Raw genomic sequence first — 14,386 nt, forward strand, 5'->3', positions numbered from 1 at the left:
GGGCCCGCTTGTTTGGCGTGGCTCGCTCTGCAAACTCTTGCCATTACTCAACGCACGGCAACGCCACGTGCCAGCTTCGCCAGCGTACGCAGCAGCGGTTCGTACATATGTTCCGGTGTGTTTCCGTAGCCCAGCACCAGACCGTTGTCGGTCGACTTGGGCTTCATCGCGAACGACGACAGCGCGAGCGCACCCATTCCATGTGCTCGCGCCGCGCCCACCAGTTCGCGATCCGGGTAACGCGGGGGCAGCCGGATCATCAGGTGCAGGCCGCACGGTCCACCTTCGACGCGATGCTCGATGGAGAAGAAGCGTTCCAAGGCCTCCAGCAGCGCATGCCGCCGATCGCGGTACAAGCGCCGCATCCGGCCGAGATGGCGCGCGTATTCGCCGCTGTCGATAAAATCCGCGAGCGCAAGTTGCGCATGGCGTTGCGCGCCGCGCTGCAGTTCGCGCAGTGCGGCGGCGACGGTCGGCATCAATGCGCCCGGCAGTACCACGAAGCCGATCCTCAGCGCAGGGAACATGGTTTTGCTGAACGAGCCGACGTACAGCACCGGCGCATCGGAGACCAGGCCTTGCATCGCACCAACCGGTTCGCCGGTGTGGCGGAACTCGCTGTCGTAATCGTCTTCGATCACCCACGCGCCATGGCGGCGCGCCGCCTCGATCAGTGCCAGCCGGCGGGCGACTGAGAGTACGGCGCCGGTCGGGTATTGATTCGATGGCGTCGTATAGATGATCCGCGGCGACGGCATGCGTGCATCGGCGTCGTCGACGCATAAGCCTTGTGCGTCGACGCGGACCGGCACCACCGCCAGATCGCCGGCATGCATCGCGGTCCGCGCGCCGCGGTAGCCAGGATCTTCGATCCACGCCAGATCGCCTGGATCGGTCAGCAGTTGCATGCATAAGGTGAGCGCATCCTGCGCACCTTCGGTCACCACGATCTGCGCGGGCTCGCAGTGCACGCCGCGGGTCACGGCGAGATGCCGGGCGATGGCTGCGCGCAAGGCGGGTTCGCCGGCCGGGTCGCCGTAGCCCAGCGCAGCCGGACCGGCGTGCCGCGCCGCGCGGTCGAGCGCACGGCGCCAGGCGCTGGCCGGAAATTGCGCGAGCGCAGGTACGCCGGGACGGAAGTGACCGCCTTCGTGCGCGGGTGGCGTGGCGGCGCGTGGCTTGAGGTTCGCCACCCGGCGCGCGACCACCGGCAGCGCCGGGGCCTGTCTGGCGCGCACCGGCCGGGTCAGTTCGGTGACGCGCGTACCGCGTCGATCCGACTGTACGAATCCCTCGGCCAGCAGCTGCTCGTACACGGCCATCACCGTATTGCGCGAGATCCCCAGCGCATCCGCCAGCGCGCGCGTGCCGGGCAGCGGGCTGCCGGCCGGCAAGGTGCCGCCGAGCACCGCCTCGCGCAGCCGCTGCAGCAGTTGGCGTTGCAGCGACGGCGCGCTGGCGGCGCGCGACAGCGGAGCGTCGAGCGGCTGTTGCCGACTAAGACGGGGCGTGCGGGCGGGCAGGGAAGGCATCACGGGCTGGCACCATAAAATGGACTTGATCTGGCACTTTTCATGGTACCTATGGCTGCCTACGATCTCCACTCGCGCCGGCCTGCCGCCGGCTCCCATCGAGCGAGACCGCGCCTTGCCCCACACCACCAACGCCTACGGACAACCCATCGGACTGCCGCTGCCCGACTGGACGCCGCGCCCGCGTCCCGAACGCGTAACGCTCGACGGCCGCTACTGCCGCCTCGAACCGCTCGATGCGCCACGCCACGCGGCCGAACTCCATGCCGCCTATGTCACCGCGCCGGACGCACGCGCCTGGACCTACATGGCCGCCGGCCCGTTCGAGGACGAGGCGAGTTACCTCAGCCATGCGCACAAGGCGGCAGCGAGCACGGACCCGATGCATTACACGGTGATCGACCGCGCCACCGGCCGCGCGATCGGCACCTTGGCGCTGCTGCGGATCGATCCCACGCATGGCGTCATCGAGGTGGGCTGGGTGGCTTTCGCGCCCGCGCTGCAGCGCACGCCCGCGTCGACCGAGGCCCAATACCTGCTGATGAAATACGTGTTCGACGCGCTCGGCTACCGTCGCTACGAATGGAAATGCGACGACCTCAACGCACCCTCGCGCGCCGCCGCGGCGCGCCTGGGCTTCCAGTACGAAGGGACGTTCCGCCAGGCCATCGTCTACAAGGGGCGCAACCGCGACTCCGCCTGGTTCGCCATGCTCGACCGCGACTGGCCCGCACTGGCGGCCGCCTTCGACGCATGGCTGGAGCCTGGCAACTTCGATGAGCATGGAGCCCAGCGCCGCTCGCTGGCGGCGATTCGCGCGGAGCGGGCGTAAGGCAGGCATCACCCGCAGGCGGTGGTGGATCCATCGGCCCCTCTGCGGATTAGCAACACTCCTGTGACAAAATCCGCCCACGCCTGCCTCGCCCCGAGGCACCTGGGGCTTCCGCACGAATGAAACACGCTAGTCACGCCTTGCTCGCGCGCTGTGCCCTGCTGGCGGCCCTGCTATGCCTCAACGCCTGCGCCATGGTGGGCGTCAGCCGCATCAATGCCCACGATTCGGTCAGCGAACAGCGCGGCGACGTGATCAGCACGGGGCGCCTGAGCGACCAGAGCGTGCAATCGCTCAACGTGGTGGCGCTGGCCGCGCGCGACTGCGAGCGCGCGTTTCCGGCCTGCGTGGACACCGTGCTGCATTCGCCGGGGCTGGACGACGAGCAGCGGCTTTCCGCGCTGTCCGAGCTGTGGCTGGGCCTGGCCATCCGCACCGACCGCAGCAGCCACGACACCCAGATGAGCGACCAGGCACTCGATGCCTATCTGCAGGCGGGGCGCTATGCCTATGCCTATCTGTTCTATACCAGGCGCCAACCCTCCGAGCGCTCGTTCGAATTGCGCCAGGTGCGGGTGATCGGCTTCTACAACTTCGCCGTGCAGCGGGCGATGACGCGCTTCTTCCAGGAGCTGCCGCGGCTGGAGCGGCATGCGAGGTACGCCCAATTGGCCGGCTGGAACGTCACCGGCAACGAGCCGGCGGTGCGCTGGGCGGGGGCGGCTACCGATCCGGCCGAGTTGATTCCCGCCTCGACGCTGCGCTTCAACGGCGTGCGCAACGTGTACCGGCGCGACGGTTTCGGTTCGGAATTCGTGGCGGTGGCGCCGCCGGATGCGCCAGGCAACGACGTGCCGTGGCGCGATCCCGACTATGTATCGATGACCGGCGCGATCCTGTTCGACGGTGCCAATTTGAATGACGTGCTTGCGACCAAGCAGGCAACGGTGCAGGTCGAAGACCCTTACCACGAAGACTCGATGACCATCGCGGGGCATCAGGTGCCGCTCGCCGGCAACTTCACCGCTGCGTACGGCGTGTGGCTGGCGCGTTCGGGTTTTGCCACGCAGTCGATCCGCTCGCTGCTGGGCCGGGAAGGCGGCATCCAGACGCCGCGCGTGCTGCTGATGCAGCCCTACGATCCCAGCCGCATGACCATCGTCATGCTGCACGGCCTGGCCAGCAGCCCGGAGGCATGGATCAACGTGTCCAATGAAGTGATGGGCGACGAGGATCTGCGCCGCAACTATCAGGTGTGGGAAATCTATTACCCGACCAATGCGCCGATCGCGGTCAATCTTGCCAATATCCGCAAGGCGCTGGACACCACCTTCCAGCATTTCGATCCAGGCGGCCAGGCGCGCGCTTCCAACAACGTGGTGCTGATCGGTCACAGCATGGGCGGCGTGCTTGCACGCCTGCTGGTGTCGTCCAGCGGCGACAAGTTGTGGAGCCTGATGCCGGCGCGCGACAACCTGTCGAAGGCGAAGCAGCAGCGCCTGCGCGAGCGCCTTGCAACCTACCTGCAGTTCACGCCGATGCCGCAGGTATCGCGCACGGTGTTCCTGGCCTCGCCGCACCGCGGCACGCCGTATGCGCAGAACACCATCGCGCGCTGGATGGCCAACCTGATCCGCCTGCCGGCCAATGTGCTCAAGGAAGTGGCGAACATCACCGACCTGCTGAAGGAAGGCGAAAGCGGCACGCCGGTGCGTATTCCCAACAGTGTCGACAACCTCAGCGACAAGGATCCTTTCATTGTCGCCGCGGCGGATCTGCCGATGTCGCCGAAGGTGCGCTACCACACCATCGTTGGCGTCTATACGCCGCCGGGGCCGTTGGCCGACAGCAGCGATGGCGTGGTGCCCTACAAGAGCGCGCACCTGGACGGCGCCGAATCCGAGCTGGCGGTGCCTTCGTGGCATAGCGTGCAGGAGACGCCGGCGGCTATCCTGGAGTTGCGCAGGATATTGCGGGTGCACGTCGCGGCGACTGGCGGTTCGACGCCATAAGCGCTGCCGCTACAACCTTCCGTAAGAGAGGATCGAGCATGAGCGCGAACTTTCCCGCCGCGGTCCCTGAAATGCCCGTCGGCGATATCGCAAAGGCCATCGATTATTACCGGCGCTGCCTGGACTTCACCCTGGACTGGGGCGGCGTGGACCACGGCGGCATTGCCGGCATCTCGAAAGGCGAATGCCGCCTTTTTCTGACCGACGCCGATTTCCGCCAGGCCTACGGCAATGCAGCGCCCATCCTGCTGTGGATCAATCTGGAAAGCAGGGAGGCGGTGGATGAACTTCACCGTGCATGGAACGCCAACGGCGCCACGATCGTGGCGCCGCCGGAATCGAAACCATGGCAGTTGCACGAGTTCACGGCGGCCGACCCGGATGGCAACCTGCTGCGGGTCTTCTACGATTTCTCGTGGGAGAGCGCTTGACGGCTGCTTGAGCGCAGCCGTCGATATCGCGGCGGCGCGACGGGTCAGCCTCTGCGCGCGGGCAGGAACCGGCTGTTGCGCAGCAAGCCTGCCGACACCAGCGACACCAGCACTCCGATCGGGAAGATCTCGACAAAGGTCATCGGCAGGCGGAACAGCGGGTTCGCGTACTGGACCTTGAACGCCTCCATCTCGGTAGTCAGTTTCGCCAATGCCTCGTCGCTCGCGCCCTTGGCCTTCTGGCTCGCGATGATGGCGTTTGCGTAGGAGCTGGCAAAATCCATATGCATCATCGACTGCACCGCTTCCCACGCGGCTACGTAGAAGATCCCGGCGATGAAGCTGATGCCCAGCCCGACCCCGAGCGCCGGCCAGAAGCCGATGACTCCGCCCCGGTCCACGTCGCGGTGCCGCTTGATCCCCACGAACACCGCGCTCAGGGCGATCAGCATCGTCGTGTAGCCGACCACCATGCCGTATTTCAGCGGCGGCATGCCGGAGAACAGCACGAAGGTGGCCAGCTCGAAGCCGCCGACGACCAGGCCGGCGATCACGCCATATTTCAGGATGGTCCGTAACACGGTGCTGCTCCTCAGCGATGAATGGTGCCGCCATTGGCCGCGATCCGGCGCCGCCGGGCAATCGCCCGAATGGATGATTTGCGCCTGCTCATGCGAAATAAGCCGGGCTCAGGGCACGAGGCCCAGCTCGCGGGCTCGCCGGATGGCGTCGGTGCGCCGCTTCGCGCCCAGCTTCTCGAACAGGCGCGCGACGTGCGTCTTGACCGTGTTCGGCGAGACGTGGAGGTGCGCGGCGATCTCCTTGTTGGAGTGGCCGGCGGCCAGTTCGTGCAGTACTTCCAGTTCGCGCCCGCTCAGCCCCAACGCCATCTGCGCCTTGGGGTTGCCGTCGAAGGCGGCCGCCGCCGGCGCCGCGAAGACCCGCACGCCCAGCACGATGCCGAGCACCAGGAAGGCGGCGGCGACCAGGAACAGGTAGATGTCGCCCGAATGCATCCGCGCCAGGCGCTGGTAGTCGAGCCATTGCAGGGCGAGCGTTCCCGCCGCCAGCAGCGCCCCATAGCCGAGCACCCGCTTCCACATCGTTGTCCCCCGTCTCCCCGGACGGGGCATCTTAGCGCCGGTCCACGGGTGGCAAGGCCCGGGCCGCGGTCACTTGCCCGCGATCACTTGCCCGCGATCATTTCCCCAGGGCGAGCAGCAACTGCTGGCGTCCGGCTTCCAGGATCTCGCTGGCCAACGCGGGATCCGTTTCGGCTACCGCGCGTGACAACACCAAGGCGCCCACCAGCTGGCTGAAAAGCGCGGTGGCCTGCTTGCGCCGCTGTTGCGGGTCGTCGTTGTCGAGCAGGCTGGCCAACTGCTCGATATTCCACTTCAGGCCGTCGGTATACGACTGCCGCGCTTCCTCGCTCAGCCGGCGCACGTCGCCGGCGTACGCGGTCAACGGACAGCCCTGTTCGATATTGGCCAGGTGTTCCTGCGACAGGTACCACTCGACATGCCGCTTGATCGGCGTGGCCTTGGCGGCTTTCGACGCCTGCACACCGGAGTTGAACAACGTAGCGCCGTCCTCCATCGCCTTCTCCATCACCGCGGCGACCAGGGCGTCCTTGGATTTGAAGTGGTTGTAGAAGCCGCCCTGGGTGAAGCCGGCGGCCTTGGTCAGCTCGGTCAGCCCGACCGCAGCCACCCCGCGCCGGCGGAACAGCTTTTCCGCAGCTTCGACAATAGCCTTTTTGTTTTCAATGGCTTGCTGCTTGGTAACGCCCATGGGCGCGCTCCTTGGCGGTGGCTGTCTATCGGACCGATTCAAAAATACGATGGTGATCGCCATTGACAATCGGTCGGACGGGGCCCAGTCTGATCAACATCAATGGTGATCGCCATTGAGATTCTACTCCGGCATGGGCCGATTCCTTCAAGGCATGGGGACATGCCAGGAGACGAAGCGACCGAAGCCGAATCCCCAAGCCAGTTGCCGATGTCCGGCGACGGTTTCCCCGCACAACTTCCTGCAAGGACTTTCCCCATGAAACTCACCGGCAACACCATCTTCATCACCGGCGGTGCCTCGGGCATCGGCCGCGCGCTGGCCGAAGCACTGCATCAACGTGGCAACAAGGTCATCATCGCCGGGCGCCGGCGCGGACATCTGGATGCGGTGATCGCCGCCAACCCGGGCATGGAGGCGATCGAGTTGGATATCACCGATCCGGCCAGCATCGAACGCGTGGCGAAGCAGTTGATCGCGCAGCATCCCGCTTTGAACGTGTTGATCAACAATGCCGGCATCATGCAGATCGACGAGGTCGGCGGGAAAATCGACGACGCCTTGCTCACTGCCACCATCGATACCAATGTGCTCGGCCCGATCCGCATGACCTCGGCGTTGATCGAACACCTGAAGACGAAGCAGGGCGCCGTCGTCGCGTACACCAGTTCCGTGCTTGCCTTCGTACCGCTGGCAGTAAGCGGCATTTATTCCTCGACCAAGGCGGCGCTGCACTCCTACGTGCTGTCGCAGCGCTTCATGCTGCGCAACTCCGGCGTGCGCGTGCTGGAAATCGCACCGCCGTGGGTGCGCACCGAGCTGTTGAACAGCCAGGAGGCGGAGCAGGCGATGCCGCTGGACCAGTTCATCGCCGAAACGATGGAAGTGCTGGGCACCGACGTGGACGAAGTACTGGTGGAAGGCGCCAAGCCATTCCGCGCCAATGTCGGGCCGAACGAGCATGGCTTCGTCAATGGCTTCAATGAGCAGGCGCTGGCGCTGTTCGGCGCAGCCTGAGTCGGCGTAGCTGCGTAAATGCAAAGGGCCGGATTCTCTTCATCGAGGATCCGGCCCTTCGTCGTTTTATCCGGATGGCGCATGCTGCGCTTCGCCTTGCCCACTGACTTCTGGCCCATAGGCGCGGGCAAGCGGCGAGGTGTCCAATGCCGGCTTCAGCTTCCCCCGATTTCCGGCTGTCGTGCTCGTGAACATCCACTTGGGAGGGGATATGCGTTCATCACTCGGATTCGCGGCGATCTGCGTTGCCTTGATCGCCGGCTCGGCGCAGGCGAAGGAAGTCGGCGACTACAGCAAGTTGCCGAAAGACCTCGCTGCCGCCGCCACGGCGTATGACATCGCGCAATTCAAAGCCGACAAGGCGGAACTCGAACGGGTTCTCGCCGACGATTACACCTTGGCCGGCACCAGCGGAAAGAACCAGACCAAGGCGCAATTCATCGCCGACCAGACCGCACCGGGCAACAAGACCATCTCGGTCGATCTCTACGACCAGGTGAGCAAGGTGTGGGCCGACGGTGCGGTGCTTGCCGGCATGGTGGATGCGAAGGGCAGCAACCAGGGCAAGGAATTTACCTTCCGCGGGCGCTTCGTCGACGTGTGGGCCAAACGCAATGGGCGTTGGCAGGTGATTTATACGCAGATCCATCCGGTCCAATAAGCACGCTTTCATCCGCGCGACGTCATGCAAGGCCCGCTGCAAGAGCGGGCCTTTTTTTATCTCGCGACGTGATCCAGCCAATCGTTTCCGGCATGGCTTGTATTTAAATATACTGTATGTATAGTCAATATAATTCCCGTGCAGGAGCGAAGCGATGTACTACGTACTGGTGATAGCCATAGCTCTCCATGTCCTGTCCGCCGTGTTCTGGGCAGGCAGCACCGCCGCGCTGGCGCGCACCGGCGGCAGTGAAGCGCGGCGGCTGTTTCGCCCGCAGATGGGCGCGGCCATGGTCGCCATCCTTACCGGTGGTTATCTGTGGCATGTCATGCACCAAGCTGCGGTCGGCCCGATGGAGCGCAGCCTGATGATCGGTGCGTTGAGCGCGCTTGTGGCGCTGCTGGTGCAAGTAGCCGTGGTGGGCGGTGCTTTGCGCAAGGCGCAAGTCGACGGCGGCATGGCAGCGTTGCCTGCGCGTGTCGCCATCGCTCATCGCATCGCCGCCGGCCTGCTCATGATCGCTGTCGTGACGATGGCCGTAGCACGTTACGTCTGATCTGCTCTAATCTCGCCGCCCATGCGCTATCCCACTCTCGTGTCATTTCAAAAGCTCGGGGCGGCAACAGCCGCCCTGTTCGTAACGGCGTTGGTTCTTGCGGCACCGGGCCAGGCGATGCCGGCGCCGGGCCAGCTCGATGCGCCATGGCAAGCGGGCAAGGCCGATTGCAGCCGCGATGCGCCGCCGCCGATCCAGGTGCAGCGCTACAACGCCGATTGCAGCCGCGATGCGCCGCCGCCGATCCAGGTGCAGCGCTACAACCAGGACACCTACGTCCTGCGCGAAAACCCCTGCATCACCGACGAAGCGCCCTTCATGTACTTGCTGGTGGGCACGTCGAAGGCGCTGCTGATCGACAGCGGCGACGTAGCGGACGCCAAGGTCGCGCCGCTTGCATCGACCGTGGCGTCTTTGCTGCCCACGGTCGGCGGATCGAAGCTGCCGCTGGTCGTCGTCCACACGCATGGCCATCTCGATCACCGCGAAGGCGATGCGCAATTCGCGTCGATGGCTGACGTGCAGGTCGTCGGTTCGGACCTGCCGAGCGTGCAGCAGTACTTCAAGTTTCAGCATTGGCCGGACGATGTCGCGCAGCTCGATCTGGGCGATCGCATCGTCGACGTCATCCCGACACCAGGACATCACCCGGCGCACGTGAGTTATTACGACCGCTCCACCGCGCTGGTCTTCTCCGGCGATGCCTTCCTGCCGGGCCGGCTGCTTATCGACGACACCGCAGCGGCGCGCCGCAGTGCCGAACGGCTGGTGGCCTTCCTGCAGGAGCGGCCGGTCGCGCACGTCATGGGTGGCCACGTCGAAATGGACAAGCACGGTGAGCTGATCCTCGGCGGCACCGAGCGCGTCGATGAAAGGCCACTCGAACTGAGCAAGCAGGATCTGTCGACGCTGCCGCATATGCTGGCGGACTACAACGGCTTCTACAGCCGGGAAGGCAACTACGTCATCTACAACCAGAACCGCGTGCTCGGTGTGCTGCTGGTGGTGGCCTTGGCGCTGCTGGTTGCGGTGGCCGCCGGCATCCGCACGCTGTTCCGGCGACGCAGGCGCCGTCTCGCCGCCGCATGACCTGCAGCAGAAAACCCGCCTCGCAGCGGGTTTTCTTTTAGCCATCTATCGGCTCACTCGATCGAGCTTGTTGATATCGCGCGATGCCCGTCGAAGGCTTGGCCAGCGTCAGCCGTGCGCAAGAATTTGGATCGCTCTAATCGAAAAAGCAGGTTTTCTCGCTGCTCCGCAAGATTCACAACCAAGTTCGCACTTCTTTGCGTAAACCGCAGATTGTCACGTTTCATTGACCAGCCCGCGTGATAGCGTCCCCCCGCTGTCGAATAGGGGCTCGACGGCATCTCAAGTAACTCGTTTTGCACAGAAGCGCATCGCCGGTGCGGCGTAGGTTCTTGCCTATTTTCCACTAGGCAGGAATGGGGAGGGTTTGCTTCTCACAATCGTATTCGCAAGCAAACGTTCCTGTTTTGGGGAGTGTTTCGCGCTGCCCGGTGGTTTCTCATAACCCTTTGGAGAACACCGCAAATGAATAGTGCAAAGATGGGGCAAAAGCGTGCATGTCTGTGGCTCGCCGTGATGGGGCTGATCGGCGTAACCAGTGTGCATGCGGCAGATATGAAGAAACTGCAGGCGCAAAGCCTGGGCGTCACGCCGAGCAATCAGCTCGCCGCGAAGCTGGGCCTGAGTGCCGACAACACCTTCGTCGCGCAGGGTGCGGCCAAGACCGTACGCGGCACGCAGATGGTGCGCATGCAGCAGTACTACAAGGGCGTGCCGGTGTATGGGCGCAGCATCGCGGTCGAGCAGGACGTGGCCGGCAATGCGCTCACCGCCGACGGCGCCGTGTTGCAGAACGTGCAGGTCGATCTGGGCTCGGTCACCCCGCGCCTGAACACGACGCAGGCGCTGTCCGCGCTGCGTGCCACCAAGGGCTTCCTGCCGACCACGGCAACCGCCCCGCGCAATGAGCGCGCCGACCTCTACGTGTATCCCGATGCGAGCGGCCGCGCGCGGCTGGTCTATCTGACCTCGTACGTGGTCGACAGCCCGAACGCCTCGCGGCCGACGGCGCTCATCGACGCCAATACCGGGCAGGTCATCAAGCAGTGGGAAGGCCTGACCAATGCCAATGCCACCGGTCCCGGCGGCAATGCCAAGACCGGCATGTACCACTACGGCACGGAGTATCCGTACCTCGACGTGACGCAGTCGGGCACCAGCTGCACGTTCCAGAATGCGAACGTGAAGACCTACAACATGAACCATGCCACCAGTGGTGCGGGCACGCTGTGGAGCTTCACCTGTTCGAACAGTGACGAGGCGGATATCAATGGTGCCTATGCACCGATCAACGACGCCCACCACTTCGGCGGCGTGGTGCATGACCTCTACCAGAGCTGGTTCGGCGCTCCGCCGCTCAACCAGGTGCTGGTGATGAAGGTGCACTACGGCAGCAGCTACGAGAACGCGTTCTGGGACGGCAGCTCCATGACCTTCGGCGATGGCGCGACCACGTTCTATCCGCTGGTGTCGCTGGACGTGACCGGTCATGAAATCAGCCATGGCTTCACCGAGCAGCACTCCAACCTGGAATACAGCGGCCAGTCCGGCGGCATGAACGAGGCCTTCTCCGACATGGCTGGCGAAGCGGCGGAGTACTTCGACCGCAGCGGCAACAACGACTTCCTGGTCGGTGCCGAGATCTTCAAGTCCAGCACCGGCGCGTTGCGCTACATGTGCAACCCGACCCAGGATGGCTCCTCGATCGACAACGCCGCCGACTATTACGACGGCCTGGACGTGCACTACTCCAGCGGCGTCTACAACAAGGCGTTCTGCGTACTGGCCAAGACCACCGGCTGGAATACCCGCAAGGCGTTCGAAGTGTTCGAAGGCGCCAATGCGGTGTACTGGACCGCGACCTCGGACTACAAGGACGGTGCCTGCGGCGTGGAGAAGGCGGCGGTCGACAAGGGCTACACCAAGGCGGACGTGACCGCGGCGTTCACCGCCGTGGGCGTGAGCTGCTCGGGTGGCGGCGGTGGCGGTACCGCGCTGCAGAACGGCGTGCCGGTCACCGGCCTGTCGGGTGCCACGGGTGCGCAGCTTGCCTACACCGTGGCGATCCCGGCCGGTGCGAAAAACCTGAAGGTGGCGATCTCCGGTGGCAGCGGCGACGGCGACCTGTACGTGAAGTTCGGCTCCGCGCCGACCACGTCCAGCTACAACTGCCGTCCCTACAAGACCGGCAACAACGAGAGCTGCAGCTTCACCACGCCCTCGACCGGTACGTACTACGTAATGATCCGCGGCTATACGTCCTTCTCGGGCGTGACGCTGAAGGCGACCTGGACTCCCTGATGGGCATGACGCGATCACCGCACTGGTGGCGGTGAATCATGCGCTGAAGTGAGTTGCGCGGCCGGTGGGTGCCATGCACCCACCGGCTTTTTCGTATACGCGGTCCGGCTCAGCTGCGCGCGCGGCGCAACCTGTAGGTCAGCACGAATACGATGATCGACACGGTCAGCACCACCGCCGCCGGGATGGCATGCGGGGATTCACCGGCGGCGATGATGGTGACGACCGCCGTCCCCATCACCACCGCGCCGATCGTGGCGCCCACGAGGCGCGTGGCGGGGATCAGCAGCAGGATCGTCGCGGTCAGTTCGCACGCCGCAGTCAGATAGTGGAACCAGGAGGGATAGCCCCAGCGCTCATAGCTGGCCGTGGCCTTGGACGAGATAAACAGGTTTCCCCAGGCGCCGAGAGTAAAGCCTGCCGCGAGGAGCCAGGCCAGCCCGGTGCTTGCGATCCGGGTGAATTTATTCATGGGTAGATAATCCAGTGATCTGCCGAGGCGCCGCGATTATGCGGTAGTGCATCGGCAATTCAATGCTGCGATCCGCGGCGCCTGCGGCCGGTCACCTGGAGTTGGCGGCGACCACGGCGGCAACGACACTGTCCACGCGGTTGCCGTCGACGGCGATAGCGGTGCCGTCGAAGCTGCTCTGCGCCAATCGGGTCAAGCTGCTGCCCGGCGGCATTTCCACGGCCAGCCGTGCGCCGCGCTCCCACGCCGCGCGCATGCTGTCCAGCCACAGCACGGGGCGCGCCATATTGCGGGCGAGGTCGGCGGCGATGTCGTCGGGGCGCAACAGCGGGCGCGCCAGGTTGCCGCTGAGATAGGTGATGCGCGGCCGTGTCAGCGGCAGATCCTCGAAGGCGCGCGCGAAGGTCTCGGCCGGCGCGTCGAGCAGCGCGCAGTGCGAAGGCACGGCCACGCACAGGCGCCGGCTGCGTCGTGCGCCGCGTTCGCGCGCTCGTTCGGCGGCGATGGCCATGGCTTCCTCGCTGCCGGCAATGACGAGCTGGGTGTCGCTGTTGATATTGGCGAGATACACCGGCAGGCCATCCGCACGCAGCTCCGCGAGCAAGGGTTCCAGCGTCGGCGGCATCAGGCCTTCGATAGCGGTCATGCCATAGCCGTGCGGGTAGGCCTGCTCCATCAAGCGTCCGCGCAGGGCCACCAGGCGCAACGCATCGGTGAAGTCCAGCACGCCTGCGATGACAGCCGCGGGAAACGCTCCCACTGACAGGCCGCACACCATGCCTGGCAACGTGCCCATCGTGGCGAGCAGGCGTGCCGCGGCGACGCCGGCGATCAGCAGGCACAACTGCACGGCCTCGGTCGATTGCAGGCTGGTTTCGTCGTCGAGCGAGTCGCTGGAGCGCCCGAGCACCTCGGCGGCGTGATCCAGCGTTTCCCGCACGCTTGGCGCAGCGGGCAGGCGATGCAGCATGCCGGGTCGCTGCGCGCCTTGGCCGGGGAAGGTGAAGAGCACGCTCATGGCGCGGCTGCGCTCCAGGGATCGGCGACCAGGCGCGGGCCGTGCCGGGTCTTCAGCATCACCAGGCCACCGCGCAGCCATTCGGCCAGCGCGAAGCCGCCGTGGCCGATGTCGATCTGTACATCCACCCGCAATGGCAACTCGTCGAAACGGCGCGACAGTCGTTGCAGGATGGCCGGATCCGGCGCGTGCGGAATGCGCAGCAGCAGATCGAGGTCGCTGGTCTCGCGCAGCACCGGCAAGCCGGTGGCTATGGCGAAGCCGGCGCCGCCGGTGATACCCCATGGCCACGGCAGTTCGTCGAGCAGCGGGGCCAGCGTGCGCAGGGCGCGCCGGCAGACATGCCCGGCCGCATCGCCCCAGGGCTCCCACGCGCGCGTGCGGGCCAGGATTTCCGGCGGTGTGCGTCGCGTAATGGCGCTTGTCGGCAGATAAGCCGCATGCCGCTGATGACGCTGCATGCCGCGCAGCCCCACCGGCACCAGGCCCGGTGATGTCTGTTCGCGGCGCACCACCAGCGGTGCGCTTGAAAGCCAGGCCGCATCGACCCAGCCGGGCAGGGGCGAAGGCGATCGCAATGCATCGAGCGCGCCGGTAGTCCACAGCAAGTCGTGCGGGCGCGGCGCTTCGCGTTCCACCACCACCGATGGGCGCACGACGGCCATCATCTG

15 protein-coding genes are annotated in these 14,386 nt (G+C 65.4%); 8 read left to right on the forward strand and 7 right to left on the reverse strand.

Annotated features, from left to right (window positions below):
• Nucleotides 1–47 precede the first annotated feature (47 nt).
• Nucleotides 48–1,631 carry a MocR-like pyridoxine biosynthesis transcription factor PdxR gene (gene pdxR, locus AB4083_RS05015; protein ID WP_441606654.1) on the reverse strand — a complete coding sequence of 528 codons (1,584 nt, stop codon included), beginning with the start codon at nucleotides 1,629–1,631 and terminating at the stop codon, nucleotides 48–50.
• Between the two features lie 16 nt (nucleotides 1,632–1,647).
• Here pdxR and AB4083_RS05020 point away from each other — a divergent pair, with 16 nt between their 5' ends.
• The 3 genes from AB4083_RS05020 (at nucleotide 1,648) to AB4083_RS05030 (ending at nucleotide 4,807) form a co-directional block, all read left to right on the forward strand.
• The gene (locus AB4083_RS05020) at nucleotides 1,648–2,364 is read left to right on the forward strand and encodes a GNAT family N-acetyltransferase (RefSeq protein WP_441606655.1); all 717 of its coding nucleotides are present in this window, start codon (nucleotides 1,648–1,650) and stop codon (nucleotides 2,362–2,364) included.
• A gap of 119 nt (nucleotides 2,365–2,483) precedes the next feature.
• The gene (locus AB4083_RS05025; RefSeq protein WP_441606656.1) at nucleotides 2,484–4,376 is read left to right on the forward strand and encodes an esterase/lipase family protein; all 1,893 of its coding nucleotides are present in this window, start codon (nucleotides 2,484–2,486) and stop codon (nucleotides 4,374–4,376) included.
• A 38-nt stretch (nucleotides 4,377–4,414) separates the two neighbouring features.
• Nucleotides 4,415–4,807, forward strand: coding sequence for a VOC family protein (locus AB4083_RS05030; RefSeq protein WP_441606657.1), 393 nt, complete (start codon nucleotides 4,415–4,417; stop codon nucleotides 4,805–4,807).
• 44 nt (nucleotides 4,808–4,851) lie between these two features.
• Here AB4083_RS05030 and AB4083_RS05035 read toward each other — a convergent pair whose 3' ends face one another.
• The 3 genes from AB4083_RS05035 to AB4083_RS05045 form a co-directional block, all read right to left on the reverse strand.
• The gene (locus AB4083_RS05035) at nucleotides 4,852–5,388 is read right to left on the reverse strand and encodes a DUF4199 domain-containing protein (RefSeq protein ID WP_441606658.1); all 537 of its coding nucleotides are present in this window, start codon (nucleotides 5,386–5,388) and stop codon (nucleotides 4,852–4,854) included.
• A 108-nt stretch (nucleotides 5,389–5,496) separates the two neighbouring features.
• Nucleotides 5,497–5,910 carry a response regulator transcription factor gene (locus AB4083_RS05040; RefSeq protein WP_441606659.1) on the reverse strand — a complete coding sequence of 138 codons (414 nt, stop codon included), beginning with the start codon at nucleotides 5,908–5,910 and terminating at the stop codon, nucleotides 5,497–5,499.
• A gap of 97 nt (nucleotides 5,911–6,007) precedes the next feature.
• Complete coding sequence (locus AB4083_RS05045; protein WP_441606660.1) at nucleotides 6,008–6,601, reverse strand: TetR/AcrR family transcriptional regulator; 594 nt, start codon at nucleotides 6,599–6,601, stop codon at nucleotides 6,008–6,010.
• Between the two features lie 258 nt (nucleotides 6,602–6,859).
• Between AB4083_RS05045 and AB4083_RS05050 the strand changes: the two genes are divergently transcribed.
• The 5 genes from AB4083_RS05050 to AB4083_RS05070 all read left to right on the forward strand — a co-directional run bounded on the left by AB4083_RS05050 (nucleotide 6,860) and on the right by AB4083_RS05070 (nucleotide 12,225).
• Complete coding sequence (locus AB4083_RS05050; RefSeq protein ID WP_441606661.1) at nucleotides 6,860–7,618, forward strand: SDR family oxidoreductase; 759 nt, start codon at nucleotides 6,860–6,862, stop codon at nucleotides 7,616–7,618.
• A gap of 211 nt (nucleotides 7,619–7,829) precedes the next feature.
• A complete protein-coding gene (locus AB4083_RS05055; protein ID WP_441606662.1) occupies nucleotides 7,830–8,279 on the forward strand; it encodes a nuclear transport factor 2 family protein in 450 nt (149 codons plus the stop codon).
• Between the two features lie 154 nt (nucleotides 8,280–8,433).
• Nucleotides 8,434–8,835 (forward strand): hypothetical protein, encoded by a 402-nt coding sequence (locus AB4083_RS05060; RefSeq protein WP_441606663.1) that lies wholly within the window; start codon nucleotides 8,434–8,436, stop codon nucleotides 8,833–8,835.
• A 117-nt stretch (nucleotides 8,836–8,952) separates the two neighbouring features.
• The gene (locus AB4083_RS05065; protein WP_441606664.1) at nucleotides 8,953–9,924 is read left to right on the forward strand and encodes an MBL fold metallo-hydrolase; all 972 of its coding nucleotides are present in this window, start codon (nucleotides 8,953–8,955) and stop codon (nucleotides 9,922–9,924) included.
• A 555-nt stretch (nucleotides 9,925–10,479) separates the two neighbouring features.
• The gene (locus AB4083_RS05070; RefSeq protein ID WP_441606665.1) at nucleotides 10,480–12,225 is read left to right on the forward strand and encodes a M4 family metallopeptidase; all 1,746 of its coding nucleotides are present in this window, start codon (nucleotides 10,480–10,482) and stop codon (nucleotides 12,223–12,225) included.
• 109 nt (nucleotides 12,226–12,334) lie between these two features.
• On the opposite strand, the gene AB4083_RS05075 is transcribed toward AB4083_RS05070, so the two are convergent.
• The 3 genes from AB4083_RS05075 to AB4083_RS05085 all read right to left on the reverse strand — a co-directional run bounded on the left by AB4083_RS05075 (nucleotide 12,335) and on the right by AB4083_RS05085 (nucleotide 14,383).
• Nucleotides 12,335–12,697 carry a DoxX family protein gene (locus tag AB4083_RS05075; protein WP_441606666.1) on the reverse strand — a complete coding sequence of 121 codons (363 nt, stop codon included), beginning with the start codon at nucleotides 12,695–12,697 and terminating at the stop codon, nucleotides 12,335–12,337.
• Nucleotides 12,698–12,788: 91 nt separating this feature from the next.
• Nucleotides 12,789–13,715, reverse strand: a complete 927-nt coding sequence (mdcH, locus tag AB4083_RS05080; protein ID WP_441606667.1) for a malonate decarboxylase subunit epsilon — start codon at nucleotides 13,713–13,715, stop codon at nucleotides 12,789–12,791.
• Nucleotides 13,712–14,383 carry a malonate decarboxylase holo-ACP synthase gene (locus AB4083_RS05085; protein ID WP_441606668.1) on the reverse strand — a complete coding sequence of 224 codons (672 nt, stop codon included), beginning with the start codon at nucleotides 14,381–14,383 and terminating at the stop codon, nucleotides 13,712–13,714. Before AB4083_RS05085 ends, mdcH begins: the two co-directional genes overlap by 4 nt.
• Nucleotides 14,384–14,386: the final 3 nt, after the last annotated feature.

Source organism: Dyella sp. 2RAB6 (genome assembly GCF_052115385.1).
In the GTDB taxonomy this organism is placed as follows: domain Bacteria; phylum Pseudomonadota; class Gammaproteobacteria; order Xanthomonadales; family Rhodanobacteraceae; genus Dyella_D.

Bases quoted from the DNA above. Each gene is read 5' to 3' on its own strand.
- pdxR (WP_441606654.1), bottom strand. From the start codon at position 1,631: ATGGGAGCCGGCGGCAGGCCGGCGCGAGTGGAGATCGTAGGCAGCCAT.
- AB4083_RS05025 (WP_441606656.1), top strand. From the start codon at position 2,484: ATGAAACACGCTAGTCACGCCTTGCTCGCGCGCTGTGCCCTGCTGGCG.
- AB4083_RS05030 (WP_441606657.1), top strand. From the start codon at position 4,415: ATGAGCGCGAACTTTCCCGCCGCGGTCCCTGAAATGCCCGTCGGCGAT.
- AB4083_RS05040 (WP_441606659.1), bottom strand. From the start codon at position 5,910: ATGTGGAAGCGGGTGCTCGGCTATGGGGCGCTGCTGGCGGCGGGAACG.
- AB4083_RS05045 (WP_441606660.1), bottom strand. From the start codon at position 6,601: ATGGGCGTTACCAAGCAGCAAGCCATTGAAAACAAAAAGGCTATTGTC.
- AB4083_RS05050 (WP_441606661.1), top strand. From the start codon at position 6,860: ATGAAACTCACCGGCAACACCATCTTCATCACCGGCGGTGCCTCGGGC.
- AB4083_RS05055 (WP_441606662.1), top strand. From the start codon at position 7,830: ATGCGTTCATCACTCGGATTCGCGGCGATCTGCGTTGCCTTGATCGCC.
- AB4083_RS05060 (WP_441606663.1), top strand. From the start codon at position 8,434: ATGTACTACGTACTGGTGATAGCCATAGCTCTCCATGTCCTGTCCGCC.
- AB4083_RS05065 (WP_441606664.1), top strand. From the start codon at position 8,953: ATGCCGGCGCCGGGCCAGCTCGATGCGCCATGGCAAGCGGGCAAGGCC.
- AB4083_RS05070 (WP_441606665.1), top strand. From the start codon at position 10,480: ATGAAGAAACTGCAGGCGCAAAGCCTGGGCGTCACGCCGAGCAATCAG.
- AB4083_RS05075 (WP_441606666.1), bottom strand. From the start codon at position 12,697: ATGAATAAATTCACCCGGATCGCAAGCACCGGGCTGGCCTGGCTCCTC.
- mdcH (WP_441606667.1), bottom strand. From the start codon at position 13,715: ATGAGCGTGCTCTTCACCTTCCCCGGCCAAGGCGCGCAGCGACCCGGC.
- AB4083_RS05085 (WP_441606668.1), bottom strand. From the start codon at position 14,383: ATGATGGCCGTCGTGCGCCCATCGGTGGTGGTGGAACGCGAAGCGCCG.